Origin of the sequence: Pseudomonas sp. MPB26, from assembly GCF_046605355.1 — a bacterium.
GTDB lineage: Bacteria > Pseudomonadota > Gammaproteobacteria > Pseudomonadales > Pseudomonadaceae > Aquipseudomonas > Aquipseudomonas cedrina.
Map to the genome: position 1 here is coordinate 125463 of NZ_CP176793.1, position 21100 is coordinate 146562.

Genomic DNA, 21100 nt, shown 5'->3' on the forward strand with positions numbered 1-21100 from the left:
CACGCATTATGTTGCCGATCCGCCGAGACATCCGTTTCGCCCTGCCCGCCGAGCGCATCAAGGACTGGCATGAACAGGGCCCGTTCATCACGCATTTCTTCAATGCCCTGTCGCTGCTATTCCCACAGGGTGAGCTGTTTTTCATGGACAGCGTGCGCCACTACCGCCAGCGCATCGACGATCCCGAGCTGAAGAAGGCGGTCCAGGGGTTTATCGGCCAGGAGGCCATGCACAGCCGTGAGCACGTGGCCTACAACGACCTTTTGCAGGCGGCTGGCCTGCCGGCGCACACCCTGGACCGCCGGCTGAAATTCATCCTCGACCTGCAGAAAAAACACCTGCCGCCGTCCTTCAACCTGGCAGTGACCATTGCCCTTGAGCACTACACCGCGATGCTTGCAGAAATACTGCTGAGCGACCCGTCACGCTTCGGAGACTCACTCAAGGGCTACCAGCAAATGTGGTATTGGCACGCCCTTGAGGAGACCGAACACAAGGCCGTGGCCTTCGATGTCTGGAACCGCGTAATCAAGCCTGGCCCCAAGCGCTACTTGTTGCGTACCGGGACCATGCTGACCACCACGCTATTGTTCTGGCTGGTGGTATTCGATTTCCACCTGCGCCTGCTGATGGCCGACCGCAAGTCGGGAGGGCATCTGAAGGGTTTCTGGCGCATGTTGAAATTTCTGTATGGGCCCAAGGGGGTTTTCCCACGGATGGTGGTGCCATGGCTGCACTACTTCAAGCCCGGATTTCACCCCTGGGACCACGACAACCGTGCGCGCCTGGCGGGCATTGATGAGCTGGTCGAAGAGATCGAGCAGACCCAGCGCGGGTATTAGCTCCGCGCCAGGGCGGCGCGCTCACGCACGAAACCCTCCAACTGATCGCCCGGCAGCGCCTTGCTGAAATACCAACCCTGGATAATCAGTTCGGCGCCGGTATTCAAAAAGGCCAGTTGCTCTGCGGTTTCCACGCCTTCCACCACCACGCCCAGGTTCAGCGCTTCACAGAAGCGCAGCATGCCGGTCATGACCTGGGCGCCCTTGGGGTCGTGCTGGGCCACGACGAAACTGCGATCGATCTTGATGAAATCCACCGGAAACTGGTGCAGGTAACTCAAGGCTGAAAACCCGGTGCCGAAATCATCGATATAGACCTTGGCGCCGATGGCTTGCAGCTTCTGGATGGTCCGGCGCGTGACCTGGATATCACCGACCAGCGCCTCTTCGGTAATCTCCACCGACACCTGGCCGTGGGCTTGGGCGAGGATCTCCACAAGGCGTTCGCCATGGGCGGCATCGGTCAGGGTCGCGCTGGAAACATTGATCGTCATCGGCAATGCAAAGCCGAGCTTGCGCCACTTCTGGTACTGGCGCACCGCCTGGGACGCCACCCACACATCCACATCCGGCATCAACCGCGCCTGGGCCAGCCACTGCAGGAACTCCCAGGGTGAATGCACCGTGCCCTTGGCGTCACGGGCACGCATCAATGCTTCACAACCGGTGCACAGGCCGGTGCGGGTCGAGACCTGCGGTTGGAATTCAAGGTAGAACTCGTAGTCGCTGATCTGCTGGATGCGGCTGAACTCGCTGGCCTGGCGCGCCAAGGTCCTGTGGGAGGCGAGCACCGGGTCCAGCTCGCGCAGCCGGCCCTTTTCCTCAAGGCCACGGAAGGTCATGTCCAGGGACTTGAGGTACACCGTGCCGCCTTCGCTGGCCTGGCGATGGATCGCGCGGACATACGGCACATACACCAGGGTGCCCAGCCCCACCAACGCTACTTGCAGCAACACCGCCGCCAGGTCGCCGTGGGTACTGAGATAGGCGTTGAGCAGCACCGGAGCCGTAAACGGAACGCTGACCACCGCAGGTGCCACCCATCCCATGTGCACGACGGACAACGCCACCATGGCGTTCAACGCCGGTACGATCAAAAACGGTATGAATAAGCGCGGGTTGAGGATGATCGGCAAGCCGAACAGCAACACTTCACTGACATTGAACAGTGAAAGCGGCAAACTCGCCATTGCCAACAGGCGCATGGACTGGCTTTTGGAGACCAACAGGATCGCCAGCAGCAGGCACAGCGCACCGCCCGAGCCACCGATAAACGCAAAACTGCCCAGCAGGCCACCGTTCAATACGTACTTGATCGGCTCGCCCGCCGCCAGCGCGGCACCGTTCAGCACCACGGCCTGGTCGAGCACATCGAACAGCGGCTGCATGGCGTACACACCGTGGATCCCGAAAAACCACAGCAACGAATTCATCAGCGTCACAAACAGCCCGCTGCCATAAGGCGATTGCAAGGCGTCGAGTACCTGCGGCCCCTGAAGCTGCGCTACATAGGGGACCTGCAGCAACAACGACAACGCCACCACCAACGCCAAGGCGGTGATGAAGCCCGGCATCACCATATTGATCGTGCCGCGCAGGTTGTGCCCCACCAGTTCTTCGTTGACCAGGCGGGTCCAACGGTAACGGTGCAGCCAAGCCATCGTCGGCACATTCAACAGCGGTGATGCAATGGCGATGAACAGCACGAAGGTGGCCGAAGCGCGGGGATATTCGCGCAAAATAAACGTTGCCAGCAGCACATTGGCCAGGCAAAGAAACGCGACCGGCAATTGCGGCAGGCGATGCTGGATAGCCAGCATGTAGCCGATGGATGCCGCCACCAGCAGTGGGATGACGGAGCTGATCTGATTGTGCAGGCCAGCCAGGAACGCCACCACCTGCGGATCGAACCCGAATACCCGAGCACATTCGGACAACACCAGGAAGCAAGCCGACACCAGCAGGCACGGCAGGATCCACAACAAGCCTTCGCGGATCGCTCGCAGCGACTCCGTGCTGGCCAAGGCAGCCAACCGTTGGGTAAAGAAAAGCTTGAACAGCGTTTGCGCCATGACCTATCCCTCTGCCCATCGCACACTGTCCCTGGAAGGCAGCGCCGTAAACACGGGCTAACGCTACACGTCCTGGCACGGTGAGCGAAAGCCTTTTACCATTCGTCCGTGTGAATTTTCCGTATGGGATGACAGGCAATTCCCTGCTTTTTGCGCTTATTTGAATTCCCGTCCAAGCCAATTTCTGAATCTGCTTCAATGCGTACTGTCTGTACTACGCGAAGACGCACGATGCCACGGCGTTCAACGCCCCCCCTGACCTTGCCATTGTTTGGAGTAAGCCCTTGTCAGCACCCGGCGATAACCACCAGCTCGCGCTGGACAGATTTCTCGACGCACACCCCGATGTGGCCAATGAACTCGACACCCTGAACCCGTTGGCCGCCCAGGCCAAGGGCGAAACCCTGGCGCAATATCGCGCCGAACGGCTGCATGAAGCCTTTGAGGCCGAAGCCGAACGCCAGGGCCTGTTTGCCTGGGAGCTGACCCTCAAACTGACCGCCGAATCCCCCGACGCCTTTGAAACCCAACGCCTTGAGGTACACAAGGAAGTAGCGCAGATGGCGGGCATGAGTTGGGAAGAATACTGCCAACTGCACAACCTGGACGGCTGACGCATTACCCGATGAACCAGCGACGACGCTGGTCCGCCATCCCTTCACGTAGCTCGGCGGCGCAGACGGTTCGCTGTTCGGGGTCCGGCGCCAATGCCGCACGCAACGAGGGCCAGCACTGCCTGGGCAATTGCCTGGGCCGAGGCAGGCGCAGATTGCTTTGGCGCTCATCGGGGCGGCGTCCCTCGGCCAGTTCATACAGCACACAGGCCGCGCCATACAGATCGGCGCTGGCCGACGGCAGCCCTCCCGCCATCAGCTCCGGTGCGGCATACGCTGGGGTCCAGGCATTCAGGCGACTGCGGCTCAAGCCGGGCAATCCTGCCCTTGCCTGGGCCTCAGCGTGGCCCAAGCCAAAATCGAACAAGCGCACCCCGTGCTCTCCCACCATGATATTGGTTGGCTTCACATCGCCATGCGCCACACCCTGGCGTTGGATGTAGACGAGTGCATCCAGCAATTGCAAGGCCATGGGTTGCAGCTCATGCCACGCCAGCCCCTGCGGGCACTGCGCGAGCATGCGGTCCAAGGTCAGGCCAGGCATCACTTCCATGGTGAAGAATGCCATTTGGTGGGCCGTGTCGACCTCAAACGAAAACGCACGCACCAGGTGATCATGTTGCAGGCTTCGGGTCAGCGCGAATTCGCTGTACAGCAACACATGAGCATCGGCTGACGCGCAAAGGCTGTCGCCCAACAGTTTGAGCGCCACACGGCAATCCGGCTCGCCGAATGCCTCATGCAACAGGTCACGGGCGCGATAGACCACGCCCATGCCGCCAGTCCCGAGGACGCGTTCAAGCTGATAGCGTCCCACAAGCAGTTGCGGTGAGCCTGCAGCGCTGTTCATGGCTGGATCACCACGGCCGTGAGGTCATCCAGCGCCGGCCCCCGCAGTACGTCGCTGAACAGCTGTTCCACCACTTGCCGTGGCGTTCCTGCACTCATGGCCCTCCCCAATACACGGTGACTGAGGCCTTGGTACAGACCATCGCTGCACAACAGGAACACATCCCCGGGCCGAGCGCGCAGTTCAAGAACCTCAAGGCTCAATGGCTGGCGCGCTCCCACTGCGCGGGTCAAAGCCCTTGCCCCTGGATGAGCCTGGGCCAGATGCGGACTCAATTGCTGCTTATCCATCAAATGCTGTTCTAGGGAATGGTCCCGCGACAGTTGATACAGGCGCTGCCCTCGCCATAGGTAGCATCGGCTGTCACCTGCCCAAAGGCAGGCCGCGCGGTCTTGCTCCAGTAACAGCACCACCACGGTACTGCCCATGACGCCGCCCACACCACAGGCCTGTTGCAATTGGCTGTCGAGGCCTCGCAGGCAGCGTCGGACGGCCTCGATTCGCTGATCCAGGGCACCTTGACCTGGCAGCGCGGCAAGGCCGCTGACTACGCTTTGACTGGCTACATTTCCGGCACGGTGGCCACCCATGCCGTCGGCCACCGCCCAACAACCGCGCTGCGGGCAATCGAGAAACGCGTCCTCGTTGCGCGAGCGACTCTTGCCTTGCGCCGTGCGCCCGGCACTTCGCCAAGGGTAAGGTGGGCTCATAACTGCTCCGGCAGGCGGAAGGTGCGCCATGTCGCCATCTGGAACGGACTTGGGCTGCGTTGGCTGGCCAACACGTAATTGGCACGCAGGCCCGCCAGTTCAGCCTTGAGAATCAGCGCTTCCCTGCCGCTGGCAGGCTCGGTTTGCATCAGCTCGAAAAATCGGAACAACGACCAGGCACCCCGGTCTTTTTCGATCCCCAACGGCCGCTCTGAACCGCGCTCCAATACCAGGCTGCTGCGGCCATTCTCTGCCTCGCTCGGCCAATGAAACATCATCGGCACGATTGGGCCATGACGGTACTCCAACTGCTGATTACCCACCCGCAGCGTCGCCCGGCTGACAGCCTGGTCAAGGCTATAGGGCGCCAGCGTGAACCGCACGGCCCAATCTCCCTGGTCCTCGCTGAAAAAACCCTGGCGAATAACCTGCGCCCTGGCCAACTGCTCCAGCACCAGACGCGACATCGGCAGGCTGCGCCCCTCCAGGGTCCGCAGGCGATAGCGGTTACCCTCGACACTCACAAACGGTCGCAGGTAGGCCTCATAAAAGCGCGCCATGGCCCCCCGTGGTTTGAAAAACTCCTGGAAATCGCCCAGGGCAACGTCGCCGCCGGCGTGGGCATCAAACGGGTATCGGCGCTGGATGGCTTTCGCGTAGAAGCCATGGAGCTCGCTTTGATACCGCTGATTCACATAGACGTAGGCATCTTCGAGCAGGTGGCGCCAGCTCTGGTCGGCCATCCCTTCGAACCACCCCCTGAGCGGGTGCGGCAAGCGGACCGCCGCATCACGCAGGTTGCCCAGGAGCGGCTGCTGCCCATCCATGCGTTGCCTGGCCATGTTGAACGCAGCCTGCTCCGGCGAACCATGCCGGCTCAGTGTCGACAATTGCAGGTGCAGCTCATCAAGCAAACGCAAGGCCTGCACCAATTCGCCCCCGGGGTTCTGCTCTTCATCGAGCAATTGATGCAAGGGTTCGAAGCGGCGTTGCAAGGCCCGTCGAGCGGTATCAGGCAGCGCCGTCCGGGCCAGCACGCTGGACGTTGCAGCGCCCAGCTCGCCGACCGGTTGGCTCACCGTCTCAAGCTGATCGAGGAGCGGTACCAGCCGCGTGTTTTCGCGAACCTGCCGCAACAATTGCACCAAGACCGATTGGGCCGAAGCAAGGCTTGCGAGCTGCTGCGCACCTTGTCGCAGATTGCCACTGTCGAGCAGCCTGACCCGACCAAGGGCCTCACTCCATGCATCCGCATATTCACTGAAGTAGCGCTGCTCCAACTCAAGTACCAACTTGCGTAAGTCCATGACGCTGAGGTCGGTGCCTTCGCCAAGCACCCAGTTATCCTGGGCGATGGCATTCACCAATTGAGGGCCCTGCTGTTCAAAGAACTGCAGATATTTGCGGGTGTAAAACCCAGGTATAGGTGGCTCAACCCTCGAAAACACCGGACCTTCGGCCAGGCGGTAAGGCTCCAGGCTCCGCGCTTGCTCGCGCAGCGTCCGGTAAACCACCTCCGCCAGCGACTCACCACGCAATACCAGGCGGGCCTGGGCCACCAACTCGTCATTCAACGGCGCCAGAAACGGCTGCTCAAGGAGCCGTGCAAGGTGTTGATTCAGACGTTTTCGCGTCGAGGGGTCTGTTGACCACTGGCCCGCCATATACTCCGCCAACCATGCCGTATCACGTCGTTCGCGCAGGTTGAGCATCAGATAGGCGCGCAGGCTGTCCAGCAACCGCTCGCGGTCAGCCAGGCGGCCTTGCACCTGTCCTTCGAGCAGCCTGGTCACGTAGGGCAGCAGTTGCAGGCGCAGGGCTTGTTCATAGGCGCTGGCCACCGGCGGGCGGGTCAACTCCCCTTGGTACAGGCCCGCCCGATCGACCCACCGGACGTCTGTCAGCGGTGCAAAGACTTTTGTCGCCGCCAGGCGGCTATCCAACAGGGCCAGCAACGCGAGGCTCTCGTCTGAACCCGCTGCAACAGAGGGCTGGAGAGTACTCAGTTCCAGCAGCCGCTGATGGTTGAACGAGAAACTGTGCATCCACAACACCGCCGCTGTGCCGATCACCAAGGTTGCGGCCAGCGCCAGCAACCCATGGCGTCGATGTATACGCTGCCGCTCCGGGGTATGCAGCCCGGCGAGATCAGCCTCGGCCAATATCACGCGATTGAACAGGCCCCGGACAAAATGCGGACGTACACCGTCCGTTTTCGCACAAGTCAGGTAAACCCCTCGCAGACCATTGATGCGTTGGTAGCGATGCGCGGAAAACGCGGTTTCAATGAACAGGCACAATGGATCACCGATGCGTGCAACGTGCCGGGGGAAGTCCAGCATCCGGCCGCGACGTTCGATATTTCGCTCCTGATGCAAGCGCGGGATCAGCTCCGCCCCCAAGCGTTGCAACATGCTCTCGAACCCGTCCCTCACCTGGGCGATGTCCGTATCGGACGTGCCGGCGACCAGATGCACACCCAGGATTTCTTCTACGCCGTCGCCCTGTTGCGCTTCAAAAAACTGCGCAAACCCGGCTAACCGATCCGCCTGGGTCAATACCAGGTATACCGGCACATCCACATGCAGTGTCTGCTGGATCTCATGCAGGCGGGTGCGCACGTCACGCGCATGGCGTTCAAGGTCATGTTCATTGCTGCTTGAAAGTGTATCGACTGACAATGTCACCACTACGCCATTGAGCGGCCGCCCCCTGCGCCGCGACTTGAGCAGCCCCAACAGTGCCGTCCATCCCGTCGCATCGACCGAAGGATCGGGCTGGCGAAGATAGCGGCCGGCCGTCTCGACCATCACGGCCTCCTCGGCAAAATACCAGTCACAGTAAGGCGTAGTGCCTGCGACCGTTTCAGCCTGGTCGAGCGGAGACTGCAAGCCACCGGCGGCCAACAGGCAGGTCTTGCCACTGCCTTGTTCGCCAACCAACAGGTACCAGGGCAATTCGTTGCGCCATCGCTCGCTACGCGAGCCGTAGCGTCGCGAGCTTTTCAACGTCTGCAGCGCCTCCTTGAAGCGCCCTTGCACCTGTCTTATTTCATGACTGATCAGTTCCTGCCGCTGGTGACGCGCCTGGTGCTCGGGCTCATGCAGCCGAGCGGTGCGGCGCGCGCCCACCCCTACCATCGCCAGCCCCCACATCAGCAGCAACCCGATGATGGTCAGCAAGCGGGACGTCGGGCTTCGCCAAAAACGGTGGTCATCCACCGCCAGCAAAGGCCCGAAAAACCACACCAGCAGTGCACTGAACAACACCAGCAGCAAGCTCCATACCCAACTTTTGCGCAGCACCATACCCGCGTCCTTGAAGAATGCGTTCATTCATTGCTCCAACGTTACGAGGGCGTCCGGGACAGATTGAAAAGGTTGCAGCGCCGTCATGCGCTCCTGGCCCAGCATCCAGGCAAACCCCGAATACATCACGAGCAAACAGGCCAGTACGCAGACGGCGACCCAGGTGACTGAGACAATGCGTAGCCGTGGCGGCGATGCCCTCTTCGCGTGCGGCGCGATGGATGCCGGCAGGTCACCGCGCACATGCCTGATCTGGCGATAAACCGCGTCGTGTACCGCTTCAAGTTGGGTCCTTCCCCGCTCCATGACCCGGTACTTACCTTCGAACCCCAATAACAGGCACAGGTACATCAATTCAAGCGTGGCCACATGCTTGACGGGGTCACGGGACAAACGCTCCAGCAATTGGAAAAACTTTTCACCGCCGAAGGTTTCGTTGTGAAAACGGCTCAAAAGGCTTCTGTTCGACCAGTCGCTGCGATTGCCCCACGACGTGGTAACCACCGCCTCGTCAATGACACTGCACAGTACATAGCGCGCCGACATCAACTGACTATTCTGCACGCCCAAGTGCAATGCATGGGCCTCAAACGCGTTAATTCCTGATGAAAGCTGGTCATTGAGCGCCTGCAGGCTTTCCCGGCCGGAACTGAACTTAAGGTCGACAACCTGTGACAACAGATCCCACGCCGCCGCCAACAGCATGTTCGGACTTATCTTGAAGCTCTCGCTGCCCTGCAGACGGGCGGCATAGATCAGCCGGTCTTCCAATTGCTCGAAGCGCGGCGGCGTTGGAAAATCGGTGACTGGCCCCTGCGCAGGTCCGAGCCCGTCACGGTCAAGCAACACGGTTTTTTCGTCCTGCGGGTATTCACTGTCCATAGTCATGGTGTTCAGTTCCTGATAGCCCAGAAGTTGAGTTCCAGCTCGGCGAACTCGCCGCTGGCGTGGAAGGCAAAACCACCCGACTGTTCCAACTGCGCAATGTCGCGCGGGCTGAGTTCGAGCATGAAATAGGTCTTGCCGGCATGAAACGGGATCTGTCGCGGCGCTACCGGCAACGGCTTGACCTTGATACCGGCCAGATGCAGGTTCACCAGTTCGCGGATGCGCTCCACGGGGCCGATCTTCAGATGCGCCGGCAGGCGGTGGCGCAGCTCTTCGCTGTCACATTGGGCGGTGGCCGCCAGAACGAACGTCGCGGTGCCCAGTAACTTGAGATCATTGACCGGGCAGACCAGCACCCCGTACTGGCGTTGTTGCAGCGTGAGCTCGATGGCGTGTTGTTCCAGCACCCGCGACAACGCGGCGCGAAGCCCCTCCATCAGCCCACGGAAACTCGCCGCCTGGTCGCCATGCTGGTACTGAAGCGCCAATGGCGCGCGCCTGTTGTCGTTGGCAAAGGTCGACAGTTCGCCGAGAATCGACAGCAGCTCCCGATACAACCGCTCCGGACGCACTTGGGCCTGACTCAGGTAGTGACGCAACATCAATTCGGCACGATTGATCAGTTGCAGCATCAGGAAGTCGCCGACCTGCGCACCCGCCGAGGCACCGCTGCCCTGGATGCGCGCGGCAATCGCATCGCCGCGGGTCGCCAGCAGGCTGATCACTTCCTTGAGGCACGACCACACATACCCCGAGTCCTGGAGGTAGATGAACGTCGGTACAAAATCCGCATCCAGCCTGGCGCCGCCTTCAAGGGTGGAATCCTGCACCTGGGCAACCTGGAGTTTCACGTAGAACGGGTCACTGGGGCCCTCCCCCAACACCAGGCGCAAATCGGGGCGTGCACAGTTGACCTGGCAGCGCGAGTCGACGCCGGCATTGGAGTCTCCGATCTGCGTTTCACAGGCTACGTAGCGCGCCAGGACATCGCCTTGCTCCTTCCTGCGGACTTCAACCTGATTCGCCGTCGCCAGCGGCAACGCCAGATACACCGCTTGTCGGCCCGCATTCGCAGGCACCTGCAATACCAGGGGCTCCATCGCGCCGCTGAGCTCGAACAGGGTGCCATCCGGCAATACGCCGCTGGCCTGGTTGACCACTATCTTGCCCAGGTTGAGGTACTGCACATCCACCTCCAGGCTCAGGAATCCCCAGGCATCAGCGTTCAACAGGCGTGTACGGTTGAGTTGCCGATGGTAGTAGCGATCGCTGTGCTGCAAGTGCTGAGGCCTGAGCAACATGCCTTCTTGCCAGATAACGTTATGGACGTGCATCCGAGTCCTCCGTCCTGTCAGTGTGGGGCGCTGCCATACGGATGCCCGCCTGGTCCAGTACAACGTCGGCGCGGGTCAATTGCCCAGGATTCACGGGCAGCACCAGCCGCCATTGCACGTGGGGCAAGTCTCGATAGGCCGCCAGCACGCCGACATAACGGCTGTGCGGCTGGACACTCAGCTTGAGTGCCAGGTGTTCGCCGGGGCGCAATTCCAACTCTTCGCTGGCGACCCAGTCCTTGGGCAATGTCTGTTCGGCCCTGCCGTAGAGGCTGAAGAACTCGGCGTGTTCAAAGGCCACGGGATGCCGTAGCTCAGTCAGATGCACCACCACGGGGGATGGACGGCCGTGAAGGTCTGGGTTGACTTCGTCAGCGGCCGCCAATGTCAGGTGCAGTTTGGTCATGCTCGAAAAAGGTGAAAGGGTGCTGCAGCCGGCCAGCAGGCCAAGCGCCAACAGCATCGATGAAGCAGCAATCCGATACATGAACATCATCCTGGGTACCCGGCGTGCAGGGTGGAGACCAGGCGAACCTGCTCTGCGTAGGCCTTGGAGAAGTCTCTACGTAGCAGCTGCTCGCCGAAGGCCTCCTCTTCCGTCAGCCGGCGATAGTGGCGTTGATACGCCCGCCAGTGGGCACCATCACTGAAGAACCTGGGCGACTTGTCCTCGCGCTCGAAACACAACAGCAGTTGACCGGGCGCGAAGGCAGCCAATGCACCGCGTACAGCGGCTCGACAGGCCACTACCAGCGCCAGTTGATGAACTTGCAAATCACGACAAACCTGGGTCACCGCCTGTTCGGCAGAGAGCGCCTTCAACTCGCCTGCGCCCAGCAGTGACGCCATGGCTGCGTGGCTGTCGGCACAGTCTTTCAACGGATTGAGAGGACCTGGAACCGGGACGGTTGATGCTTCGTCCAACTCGCCGTGCAGCTCATCACGGGTTCGCAAACTTTGCTGCAAGCCCTCGATGGTCAGCTTGAGCAGGCCCGCCGCCTTGATTGCCAGCGCCTCACGCGCCGGCGTATCGAGCGTGTCCAGCGACATGCCCAATGCGCGGGCAAACTGCAGCCAGAAGGTTCCACAGGCAGGCACGACCGGGGCGGGCTCGCAAGACAGGGTTTCCTCGGCCGGTTCCGCCCATTTCGGAACGACCAGATGATCGTGATCCACTGGGCCCTGGCATAGCGATGGGGGCAGCACCTGCGTTGAAGACGCCGAGGCGCCCAGCTCAGTCGGTGAGTCGCCACCGAGATGCTCGCGCTCCAGCGCACAGACCGGGTCAAGCCCCAGGAAAGCATCGTCTGGAATCATGTCCTCACGGGCAAACGGCTGCCGTTCCCGCACCACCAGGCTCGCACGAATATCCAGCCTGCCCAGTTGGTACACATCACCGTCGCCGATCAGCCGCGCCTGGCCTTTGCATAAGCGTTCCATGCTGCCTGATACACCGATGCCGTTACTGCTGATATCGGTGAGAAAGTAGTGGCCTTCCCGATAACCGATCAAGCCGTGATGGCTGGAAATCAAGCGATCGGCGTCCGGGATGATCCAGTCACAGCCCGCTCCGCGGCCGATCACGCCGCCCACTCCGTCAAACGCCTTGCGAGCAGGCAGCTCACCACTTGTGGTACTGCAGATTTCAAAAATTAATTGCATGGCAGCTCCCCTTGTTTACTGCCCACGGCGGACCGCCTGGGGGTCGCCCAACGGACGGTAGTCAGCATCATCAAACACGTAATTGGCGTTACAGCCGCTCAACACACACAACACAAGCACCACGGCGTGCCAGGAATGAAAAGGCATCAGGTATCTCCTATAAAAAGTAAGTGCCCACACGTCGCCCATTCAGCATTCCTCGCGCTTATCGCCAACCGGGATCTTCAGGCGCGCCAACCGGTAGAGCAGCGTGCGCCGCGCCACGCCCAACTCGCGCGCGGTGCGGGTGCGATTGCCACGGTTCTTGTGCAAGCAATCGATCAGGAACACCCGCTCCACACGCTCCAGGCGCTGGCGCAACGTTGCATCGATAGGCTCATCGGCGGTCGGCGCGGGCAAGGACAGGTGCGCCGGCAGGATCACGCCGTCGTCACAGAGCAGCACGGCGCGTTCCACCAGGCATTTGAGTTCGCGGACATTGCCCGGGAAGGCGTAGCTGGACAGTTGGTCAAGGGCGGCGCTGGACCACGCCACTGGTGAGCGTCCCAGTGCAACTGAGGCCTTTTGCGCAAACTCGCGCGCCAACAGCAACACATCGCCATCACGCTGGCGCAACGGCGGCAGCTCGATGGGAAATTGCGCCAGCCGGTAGTAAAGATCCTCGCGAAAACTACCCTGGGCTACCATCGCGCCAAGGTCGCGGTGAGTCGCGGCGATGATGCGTACATCGACTTTGTGTGCCGCACTGGCACCCAATGGGCGCACTTCGCCTTCCTGCAAAACCCGCAGCAACTTGGCCTGCAGCGACAGCGGCATATCGCCGATTTCGTCCAGGAGCAGCGTGCCGCCATGCGCCGCGTCAAACAGCCCTGCGTGGTTACGTTCGGCGCCCGTGAAAGCACCTTTGCGATAGCCGAACAGTTCGCTTTCCAGCAGTCCTTCGGGAAAGGCCGCGCAATTTTGCACCACGAAGGCTTTTTGGCTGCGCGGCCCCGCCGCGTGAATAGCGCGCGCCACCACCTCCTTGCCTGTTCCGGTCTCGCCGCGCAGCAGTACGGTGTAGGGCGCATTGAGAACCTTGCCGATCAGGTGGCATGTCTCATCCATGGCCCTGCTGCTGCCGATCAACCCAAACTCCGCACGTAGAGCCGGTGGGCATCCCTTGGGTGGGAGGACATGCCCCGTGGAACGCTGGCACCGCAGCAAAGCCAGTTGCCTCGAGGCAAAACTGCCCAGCTGACCCAGGGAAACGCTGCAGCCCTGCAGGTTTTTTCGACATTGGCTCGCATACAACAACACGCCGCTGATGGCCCTGCCGCGGTTGAACAGCGGCACGCATGACACTGCTTGCCAGGGCACCGCCATCACTGGCAGGAACCCGCACTCGTATACGCTGCCTGCAAGGTCCTGCAGGCTGAGAGCAGTGTGATGGCTAAGCACATAGTGCAACACTTGCTCGTGCTGAAAGTCCTTGGTACAGACCGGATCGACGGGGCGAGGAGCTCCGGGCAGATGCTGCGCAATCAGCTCAAGTCGGCCAGTGGATTCATCTCGCCAGTACCACTGGCTGAGTTCGCACTGGCTCAATTGCGCCGCCGCAGCAACGCACAGGCCGGGCAAGGTGGTTTCGTCGGCATCGATGCCCAGGCGAATGAACCAGCCCAGCAGCGCATCGGCGTAGGCCGGGATGTGGGGCGGCTGGATGAACTGCTGATCGCTCATTGGCTGAACTCACACAGTGGATAGCCATTGGTCTCCAGGCGCGCATGCACATGCGCCAGCGCCTCCCCTTGAGCCATGGCGGTCAACAGCCGATCCACGATCTGCGGCAACACATGCAGCTCGATCCACTGGTCGATATAACGAGCGCCGCTGTCCCCGTGAACACAACGCTCGGCCATGTGGGCAACCAGCTCCGGCGTGTAGCTGAACGCCAGTTTGCGCAGGTGCAGCCGCTGCCCCAGGCGTTCCAGCTTGAGCCTTGCAAGGTCATGCAGAACCTCACCGGTGACCGGGTAATACGGAACCACACGCATCCGGGCCAACAAGGCGGGTTTGAAGTGCTCGCGCAGCAGCGGGCGGATCGCCTCTTGCAACACGTGAGCATCAGGTCGCCGGCCACCCGCGCAGCGTTCACTGATGCACTCGCTGCCCAGGTTGGAAGTCATCAGGATCAGCGTGTTGCGAAAGTCGATTTCCCGGCCTTCCCCATCATTGGCCCGGCCCTTGTCGAAAATCTGATAGAACAGGTTCAACACTTCCGGGTCGGCTTTCTCGACTTCATCGAGCAGTACGACAGAATACGGTCGCTGGCGTACGGCTTCTGTCAGCACACCGCCCTCGCCGAAACCGACGTAACCGGGCGGCGCCCCAATCAACCGAGACAACGAGTGTTTTTCCTGGAACTCCGACATGTTGAGGGTGGTGACGAAACGCGCGCCCCCGTACAGCAGGTCGCCAACGGCCAGCGCAGTCTCGGTCTTGCCTACACCACTTGGGCCGACCAGCAGGAATACACCAACCGGCGCATCAGCATTGTTGAGCCCTGCGGCCACGGCGCGTAGATTGCGATCCAGCGCCTGCACCGCCTGCTCCTGGCCGAGGATGCGCGAACGTAGCGCATCGGCAAAACCCAAGAGCTGTTCACTGTGTTCGAATGCCAGCTGTTCAACCGGGATGCCGGTCCAGGCGCTGATAACCTGAGCCACCAGGCGCGGACACACCTGCTGCGCCGATCCTTGCTGTTCCCGCCAGCAGTGCTCCAGATGTTCACGCTCGTTTGCCACGGCCTGCATGCGCAGGCTCAATCCGAGCAGGAGCTTCTCATCCACGCAGAACCCTGCGTCCCTGTCTCGGTTCATTGCCTGAAGCTGGCGGGTGCTCTGCGCATGTTCCGCGTAGAGGCATTGCAGTGCGTGCGGCGCTGTCTCCGGGCTGGTTTTCAATCGGGCGCAGGCGGTGTCCAGCACATCCACCGCCTTGTCGGGTAACTGGCGCCCGGTCAGGTAACGGGCGCTCAACTGCGCCGCCGCCACGACCGCATCGTCGCGCACGTAGACACCATGGCTGCGCTCATACACCGGCACCAATCCGCGCAGAATCGAAACCGCCTGCTCGACACTGGGCTCGTCCACCAGAACAGGCTGGAAGCGCCGCGCCAACGCAGGATCTTTTTCGAAGTATTTCTTGTATTCCGACCAGGTGGTGGCGCCGATGGTACGCAACTCGCCACGGGCCAGGGCCGGCTTGAGCAGGTTGGCCGCATCCGACGCACCGGCCTGCGCACCCGCCCCTACCAGCGTATGCGCCTCATCGATAAACAGGATCACCGGTCTGGGCGAAGCATTGACCTCGTCGATCACACCCTTGAGGCGCCGTTCGAATTCCCCCTTGATGCTGGCGCCTGCCTGGAGCAGGCCCATGTCCAAGGTCAACACCCGGACTTCGCGCAGTAACGCCGGTATCTGCGCGGTGGCGATGCGAAGCGCGAGGCCTTCGACGACGGCCGTCTTGCCTACCCCGGCTTCGCCGACAAGCATGGGATTGTTCTTGCGCCTGCGCATGAGTATATCGATCAACTGGCCGATCTCGGCATCACGGCACAACACCGGATCGATACGCCCGTCACGGGCCTGGCGTGTCAGGTCATGGGTGAAGCGCTCCAGCAGTGATTCATCCGTGGGCACTGGGTGCGTTTCAGGCGCCTGGTTCAATACGAAGCCATGCACACGCTGCACATCCAACCGATTCAGTAGTCGCTGGTAAGCGCTCCCTGCGTGATGCAGCGGGTGGCGCAGCAAGGCCAGCAACAGTGCACCATGATCGACCTCAGTCTGATGCAGCTCCAGATGGGCAACCATCACGGCCTGTTGCAGCCATTGCACAAGCGCTTGGGCAAATACCGGATTGCGCGTGGCACTCGCCTCCACCTTGGGCTGCAGCGTGGCCTGCAGCTCGCCGGCGTCGATCCCCGCATCGGCCAAGGCCCTTGCCACCAGGCCATCCTGATGATCGAGCAAGGTCAGCAGCAGGTCTTCCACCAGCACTTCCCTGCCGCCGCGCAGGATGCAACGTTCGGCCGAGCGCTCCAGGTCGCGGCGAGCCTGGGCGGACAAGGTCCGGATAAGGTGTTGCAGGTCCACATTCATCATAACGATTCGTCCTTAATGAGCGTTGCTCGACACCATGACCACGCCATCGGCGCGCTCATGTGCCAGCCAACTGGTCCAGCCGAGGCGACAGATGTTGCGTTCGCCAATGTGCAGCGGCTTGATCTCTTCCTTGGCCAGCACCAGGCACAGGTCATAGGCCAGAGGTTCCCGGGCCGTCAGCCTCACTAACGAACACAGCGGCGCGTAGTCCGTGCCAGTGGGTAGGAACCCATGGAACCGTTGCCAGCCCAGGTCCTGCAGATGCACCCTGAATTTGCCACTGCGGTCGGCGATCCGGCGTCCCAACACCTGGTCGTGGCCGAGCACGCTGTTCGCAGCGCCGAGGCGATTGCGCTGCGAGTCAGGAACGTCCACCGTGCGCAGGACCGATTGCTCAATAAACAAGCGGTCATGCTTGAAGTAGTAGCGCAGCACCTTCTCGATCAAGGCGGCCGAATGCGCCCGCAGGCTGAGCAACCCCAGGTACGGCAAAAGTCGCTTGCAATCCAATGGGGCAGCACTGCGAATCTGCCGCCCGCTCAAGCCGATCAACGCAAACATTTGCTCGGAAAAGGCGTCCCCTGCGCCCGCCTGGAAACATGCCCGATAGCGGTACTTGCGCCAGATCAGCAACATCAGCCGTTGCAGGCGGTGGTGAAATACGTTCAGGAAGTCGCGGGTGGTGTTGCCACTCGTCCCGTCGGCGCACGCCTGTTCGCTATAAAACGCAGGCAATGGGGACCCCGCGCCGCACAAGCCCAACACGTTGAGGCGAAGACGCGCACGCAACTGGTCGTGCTCGATGAAAAACTCCAGCCGATCAATATCGTGCCCCGCAAACCCCATACCTGGGTTGGCCTGAAACTCCAGCAGGTCATACAGCGCGTCGTCACCCAACAGTGGGTGGGCATCGCGCAGCCGCTTGATCACCTGCAAAACCGCCTGGAACAGCGAGTACTCGCGGATGATCCGCGACAGTTGCGTCAAAGCAGGGGCTGCTGCCCCATCCGTGGTGGCCATAGGTACACGTCTCCTTGTGTGCTGATGACGCTTAGTTCGTGGTAGGTATTGAGGCCGGCGTAGAGTGCGAAGAATTCGTTGAGCACCGAGGCGAACACGAACACCTCGCCTTGCCCCAAAAAGCCTTGGGGGTCGATGGTCAGTTCAATTCGGACTCCGCGGAACGGCAAACCCTGGTGCAGTCGGTCGACAGCGGCGTGGCTGACGGAGCGCAGCGCGCCCATCCTTCTGTCGCTGACCTTTTGCGCCTGTCGGTCGTGATAGCGAGCAAAGTCATAGGTTCGAAGGATCGTCTTCAAGGCGTTGATGTCGCTCAAGGACAGGTAGTTGAGCGACATGTTGCTGATAAGCCGCCAGAGAAAATCCTGGTCCAGGGGCGGAGAGAAGCTCGCTGTCGGTGCGCAGATATTGCGGAACGACAGCCCTTCCGGCGTTTTTTCGCACGGCTGATTAATATCCCCTACCTGCAGCAGGCTGGGCAGGTTGTGATTGGTGCATGTCAACTCGATCGACAGGGTTTGTGGCGCCTGCTCCTGACTGTTATCAAACCCAAGCCAAGTATCGAGCCCTGCATGCTGTGCCGATGACCGTTGGCGAACGCTGTAGCTCTCAGGGCGTTCCGACGCGTCGTTATTGCCATCATGTTCAAAGGATTCAAAGGGTACATACGCCTGGTATCCAAGCCCGCCCGGCTGCCAGCCCGTCACGCGGTCGACTGAAAATACACTGGCGTTCTCCCGCGAATATTCGCCTGGCATCAGCAGATACTCGTCTTGCTTGCCGTCCAGGCGAATGGGCACCGCGTCATGCTTGAACAGGTTGACGATGGGCGTGCAGTAAAGCTTCACGTTATCCAGGGTGGGCTGTTGAGGTTCGCACCAGGGGATGCGCAACTCAAAGCGCATCATTACGCCGCACACCTGCTTGAGCAGCTCACCGGGCAATCCGTGCAGTACGTCCAGTCCTCCCACATCGACAAACAGGTACTTGTCGGGAAAGGCAAAGTATTCCTGCAGGTGGCGATACCCGTGAAACGTATTCAGCGGGTACGGGATCAATGCCTGATCTTCACTGAAGCCCACCGGTTGCACACGGTCAGCGCCCAGCCTCAGCGAGACAGCCTGACCATCAAGGTCGCTGATCGGCAGGCCGTCGCGCCCCAAGGGCAGCAGCTCGATACCCTCAAGATGACGCAACAGGCCCAGGTACAGTGCCTGGCTGATATAACGGTCTCCCGCCAGGTGCAGGCGTAACTGATCGAAGGCCCACTCACCGAAATTACCCTCGGCGTTCATCTCCAGACGCAGGCTCAACACCCCCCGGTCCGCCCTGGTGCTGTACTCCAGCGCACTCAGTTGCAGCGCCAGGATTTGCGTGTCGTAGCAGGTACGAAAACAACAACGCTGGTCATTGACGGCGGCGCTTTCTACCGGTGTATCCCGCGCAACCGAAACGGGCGGCCCCGAACGTTTCAACGGGTCGAACTGCAGGATGCTGAACGCCGGCATTGGGCGCATGTAATTGGGCCAAAGCAAATGCATCAGCGAATGCGTCAGCTCTGGAAGCTCGTCATCCAGTTTCTGGCGCAAGCGACCGGTGAGAAACGCAAAGCCCTCCAGCAGGCGCTCCACATCCGGATCCTGGCCGGACTCCGCCAGAAAGGGTGCGAGCGCGGGATTACGTTCCGAAAACCGCCGCCCTAGCTGACGCAAGGCACTGAGTTCGCTCTGGTAATAACGGTTAAAGGACATCCGGCAAGACCTCTACCCGACCGCTATCACTCAGCCGCGCGGTAAACGCCACCGGCTTTTTACTGCCATTGACCACCAGAAAGGCTTCGATGGCGAATGCCAGCGCCAATGGGTCGTAATCCCGCGGCAATGCCGTGACCCGCACCTGCTTCAAGCGTGGTTCATAGGTGCGGATGAATCGCTCTATCAACAGGCGCGCCTGGGTCAATGACTCATGCAGACTCTGGTTCATGTCGTTGAGGTCAGGCAAGCCGTAGTCCGGCAGTGTCTGCACACTGCCTGCACGGATGCCGAGCATTTTCCCGAGATGCAATGCGACGGACGTCACGCGACACGAAGGGGTAGCTGCCGGGCGTTCAAGCCGCTCGAAAAGGCTTTGATGGTGGGGTATTCCGTGGCCTGCACTCATTCTTTGTCGAGCTTCCCAACCAGGGACAGGGTGAAGTCCGCCCCCATGTACTTGAAGTGGGGACGCACGCTCAGGTTTACGCGATACCAGCCGGGCTCGCCCTCGACATCACTGACAACAATGCGGGCTGCCCGCAACGGACGCCGTCCACGCACTTCGGCGCTCGGGTTTTCCTGATCGGCAACGTACTGGCGAATCCATTTATTGAGTTCCAGTTCCAGGTCGGTGCGTTCCTTCCATGAACCCAGTTGTTCGCGCTGAAGGACTTTTAGGTAGTGGGCCAGGCGATTGACCACCATCATGTAGGGCAGTTGGGTTCCCAGGCGGTAATTGAGCTCCGCTTCCTTGCCCTCGGGACTGAGGCCGAAGTGCTTCGGCTTCTGGACCGAGCTGGCCGAGAAGAAGGCGGCATTATCGCTGCCTTTGCGCATCGTCAGGGCAATGAAGCCCTCTTGGGCGAGTTCGTATTCGCGGCGGTCGGAAACCAGCACTTCCGTCGGAATTTTGGTTTCGATTTCGCCCATGCTGTGGAAGTGATGCAACGGCAAGTCTTCCACCGCCCCTCCACTTTGCGGGCCGATGATATTCGGGCACCAGCGAAAGCGCGCGAAGCTGTCGGTCAAGCGCGTGGCAAAGGCGTAGGCGGTATTGCCCCACAGGTAGTGTTCATGACTGTTGACCACGTTTTCCTGGTAGGCGAAGGTCTTGACCGGGCATTCAAGGGGATCGTAGGGCGTACGAAGCAGGAAGCGCGGCACGGTCAAGCCGATATAACGGGCGTCTTCGCTTTGGCGAAAGCTTTGCCATTTGGCAAATTGCGGGCCTTCGAAATGGTCCTTCAGGTCTTTGAGGTCCGGTAAACCGGTAAAGCTTTCCAGCCCGAAGAACGCGGGCCCGGCTGCGGCGATAAAAGGCGCATGGGCCATGCAGGCCACGCTGGATGCGTACTGCATCAGCTTCACATCAGGCGCACTGGGGGACAGGAAGTAGTTGGCAATAATCGCCCCTACCGGCTGGCCACCAAACTGGCCGTATTCGGCGCTGTAGATATGCTTGTACAACCCTGACTGGGTCACTTCCGGCGAGTCTTCGAAGTCTTCGAGCAGGTCCCGCCGGGAGACGTTGAGCAGTTCGATCTTGATGTTCTCGCGGAAGTTGGTGCGCTCCACCAGCAGCTGCAACCCCTTCCAGGACGCTTCCAGGGCCTGGAACTGCGGGTGGTGCAGAATCTCGTCCATCTGCAGGCTGAGTTTTGTGTCGATCTCGGCAATCATCCGGTCGACCAGGCGTTTCTTGACGGGCTCGCCACGATTGTGCGGTTTGAGCAACTCTTCGATAAACGCCGACACGCCACGTCGGGCGATGCCATAGGCCTCGTCATCCGCGCTCAGTAGCGTCTGCGCAACGATGTTGTCGAGGATGCTGTGCTGGACAGTGGTCTGTTCAGGTAGCGCGTACTGTTGGGAAGTCATGGGGTCAGTGTCCTTTT

17 protein-coding genes are annotated in these 21100 nt (G+C 60.9%); 2 read left to right on the plus strand and 15 right to left on the minus strand.

Annotation, left to right across the window (positions count from 1 at the left end; genetic code table 11):
* The first annotated feature begins 8 nt into the window (after nt 1-8).
* Entirely contained in the window at nt 9-842 is an 834-nt protein-coding gene (locus tag ACLH0H_RS00525) for a metal-dependent hydrolase (RefSeq protein WP_411380549.1), read from the plus strand.
* Here ACLH0H_RS00525 and ACLH0H_RS00530 read toward each other — a convergent pair.
* On the minus strand, nt 839-2914 hold the full coding sequence (locus ACLH0H_RS00530) for a PTS sugar transporter subunit IIC/EAL domain-containing protein (RefSeq protein ID WP_411380550.1): 2076 nt from the start codon (nt 2912-2914) through the stop codon (nt 839-841). The genes ACLH0H_RS00525 and ACLH0H_RS00530 overlap by 4 nt on opposite strands.
* Before the next feature lie 284 nt (nt 2915-3198).
* On the opposite strand from ACLH0H_RS00530, the gene ACLH0H_RS00535 reads away from it, so the two are divergent.
* The gene (locus ACLH0H_RS00535) at nt 3199-3528 is read left to right on the plus strand and encodes a DUF6388 family protein (RefSeq protein ID WP_076950542.1); all 330 of its coding nucleotides are present in this window, start codon (nt 3199-3201) and stop codon (nt 3526-3528) included.
* Between the two features lie 4 nt (nt 3529-3532).
* Here the strand turns inward: ACLH0H_RS00535 and ACLH0H_RS00540 are convergent, their stop codons facing one another.
* From ACLH0H_RS00540 to tssC, 14 genes are read right to left on the minus strand one after another with little or no spacing between them, the layout of a single operon-like run.
* Nucleotides 3533-4378, minus strand: a complete 846-nt coding sequence (locus ACLH0H_RS00540) for a serine/threonine-protein kinase (RefSeq protein WP_411380551.1) — start codon at nt 4376-4378, stop codon at nt 3533-3535.
* Nucleotides 4375-5088: a PP2C family protein-serine/threonine phosphatase gene (locus tag ACLH0H_RS00545; RefSeq protein WP_411380552.1), complete on the minus strand. Its 714-nt coding sequence runs from the start codon at nt 5086-5088 to the stop codon at nt 4375-4377. Before ACLH0H_RS00545 ends, ACLH0H_RS00540 begins: the two co-directional genes overlap by 4 nt.
* Complete coding sequence (gene tssM / locus ACLH0H_RS00550; RefSeq protein ID WP_411380553.1) at nt 5085-8423, minus strand: type VI secretion system membrane subunit TssM; 3339 nt, start codon at nt 8421-8423, stop codon at nt 5085-5087. The genes ACLH0H_RS00545 and tssM overlap by 4 nt, the downstream gene beginning before the upstream one ends.
* Nucleotides 8424-9284 carry a type IVB secretion system protein IcmH/DotU gene (icmH, locus tag ACLH0H_RS00555; protein WP_411380554.1) on the minus strand — a complete coding sequence of 287 codons (861 nt, stop codon included), beginning with the start codon at nt 9282-9284 and terminating at the stop codon, nt 8424-8426.
* Nucleotides 9285-9289: 5 nt separating this feature from the next.
* Nucleotides 9290-10618 (minus strand): type VI secretion system baseplate subunit TssK, encoded by a 1329-nt coding sequence (gene tssK / locus ACLH0H_RS00560; RefSeq protein ID WP_411380555.1) that lies wholly within the window; start codon nt 10616-10618, stop codon nt 9290-9292.
* A complete protein-coding gene (gene tssJ / locus ACLH0H_RS00565; protein WP_411380556.1) occupies nt 10605-11105 on the minus strand; it encodes a type VI secretion system lipoprotein TssJ in 501 nt (166 codons plus the stop codon). Before tssJ ends, tssK begins: the two co-directional genes overlap by 14 nt.
* A 5-nt stretch (nt 11106-11110) precedes the next feature.
* On the minus strand, nt 11111-12280 hold the full coding sequence (tagH, locus tag ACLH0H_RS00570; RefSeq protein WP_411380557.1) for a type VI secretion system-associated FHA domain protein TagH: 1170 nt from the start codon (nt 12278-12280) through the stop codon (nt 11111-11113).
* A gap of 15 nt (nt 12281-12295) precedes the next feature.
* Complete coding sequence (locus ACLH0H_RS00575) at nt 12296-12427, minus strand: type VI secretion protein (protein ID WP_411380558.1); 132 nt, start codon at nt 12425-12427, stop codon at nt 12296-12298.
* 42 nt (nt 12428-12469) lie between these two features.
* Complete coding sequence (locus tag ACLH0H_RS00580) at nt 12470-14002, minus strand: sigma-54 interaction domain-containing protein (protein WP_411380559.1); 1533 nt, start codon at nt 14000-14002, stop codon at nt 12470-12472.
* Nucleotides 13999-16431: an AAA family ATPase gene (locus ACLH0H_RS00585; RefSeq protein ID WP_411380560.1), complete on the minus strand. Its 2433-nt coding sequence runs from the start codon at nt 16429-16431 to the stop codon at nt 13999-14001. The genes ACLH0H_RS00580 and ACLH0H_RS00585 overlap by 4 nt, the downstream gene beginning before the upstream one ends.
* 12 nt (nt 16432-16443) lie before the next feature.
* Nucleotides 16444-17451, minus strand: coding sequence for a type VI secretion system baseplate subunit TssG (gene tssG, locus ACLH0H_RS00590; protein WP_411380561.1), 1008 nt, complete (start codon nt 17449-17451; stop codon nt 16444-16446).
* Nucleotides 17415-19202: a type VI secretion system baseplate subunit TssF gene (tssF, locus tag ACLH0H_RS00595; protein ID WP_411380562.1), complete on the minus strand. Its 1788-nt coding sequence runs from the start codon at nt 19200-19202 to the stop codon at nt 17415-17417. Before tssF ends, tssG begins: the two co-directional genes overlap by 37 nt.
* Nucleotides 19192-19593, minus strand: coding sequence for a type VI secretion system baseplate subunit TssE (tssE, locus tag ACLH0H_RS00600; protein WP_411382478.1), 402 nt, complete (start codon nt 19591-19593; stop codon nt 19192-19194). The genes tssF and tssE overlap by 11 nt, the downstream gene beginning before the upstream one ends.
* A 14-nt stretch (nt 19594-19607) precedes the next feature.
* Nucleotides 19608-21083, minus strand: coding sequence for a type VI secretion system contractile sheath large subunit (gene tssC, locus ACLH0H_RS00605; protein ID WP_411380563.1), 1476 nt, complete (start codon nt 21081-21083; stop codon nt 19608-19610).
* Nucleotides 21084-21100 lie beyond the last annotated feature (17 nt).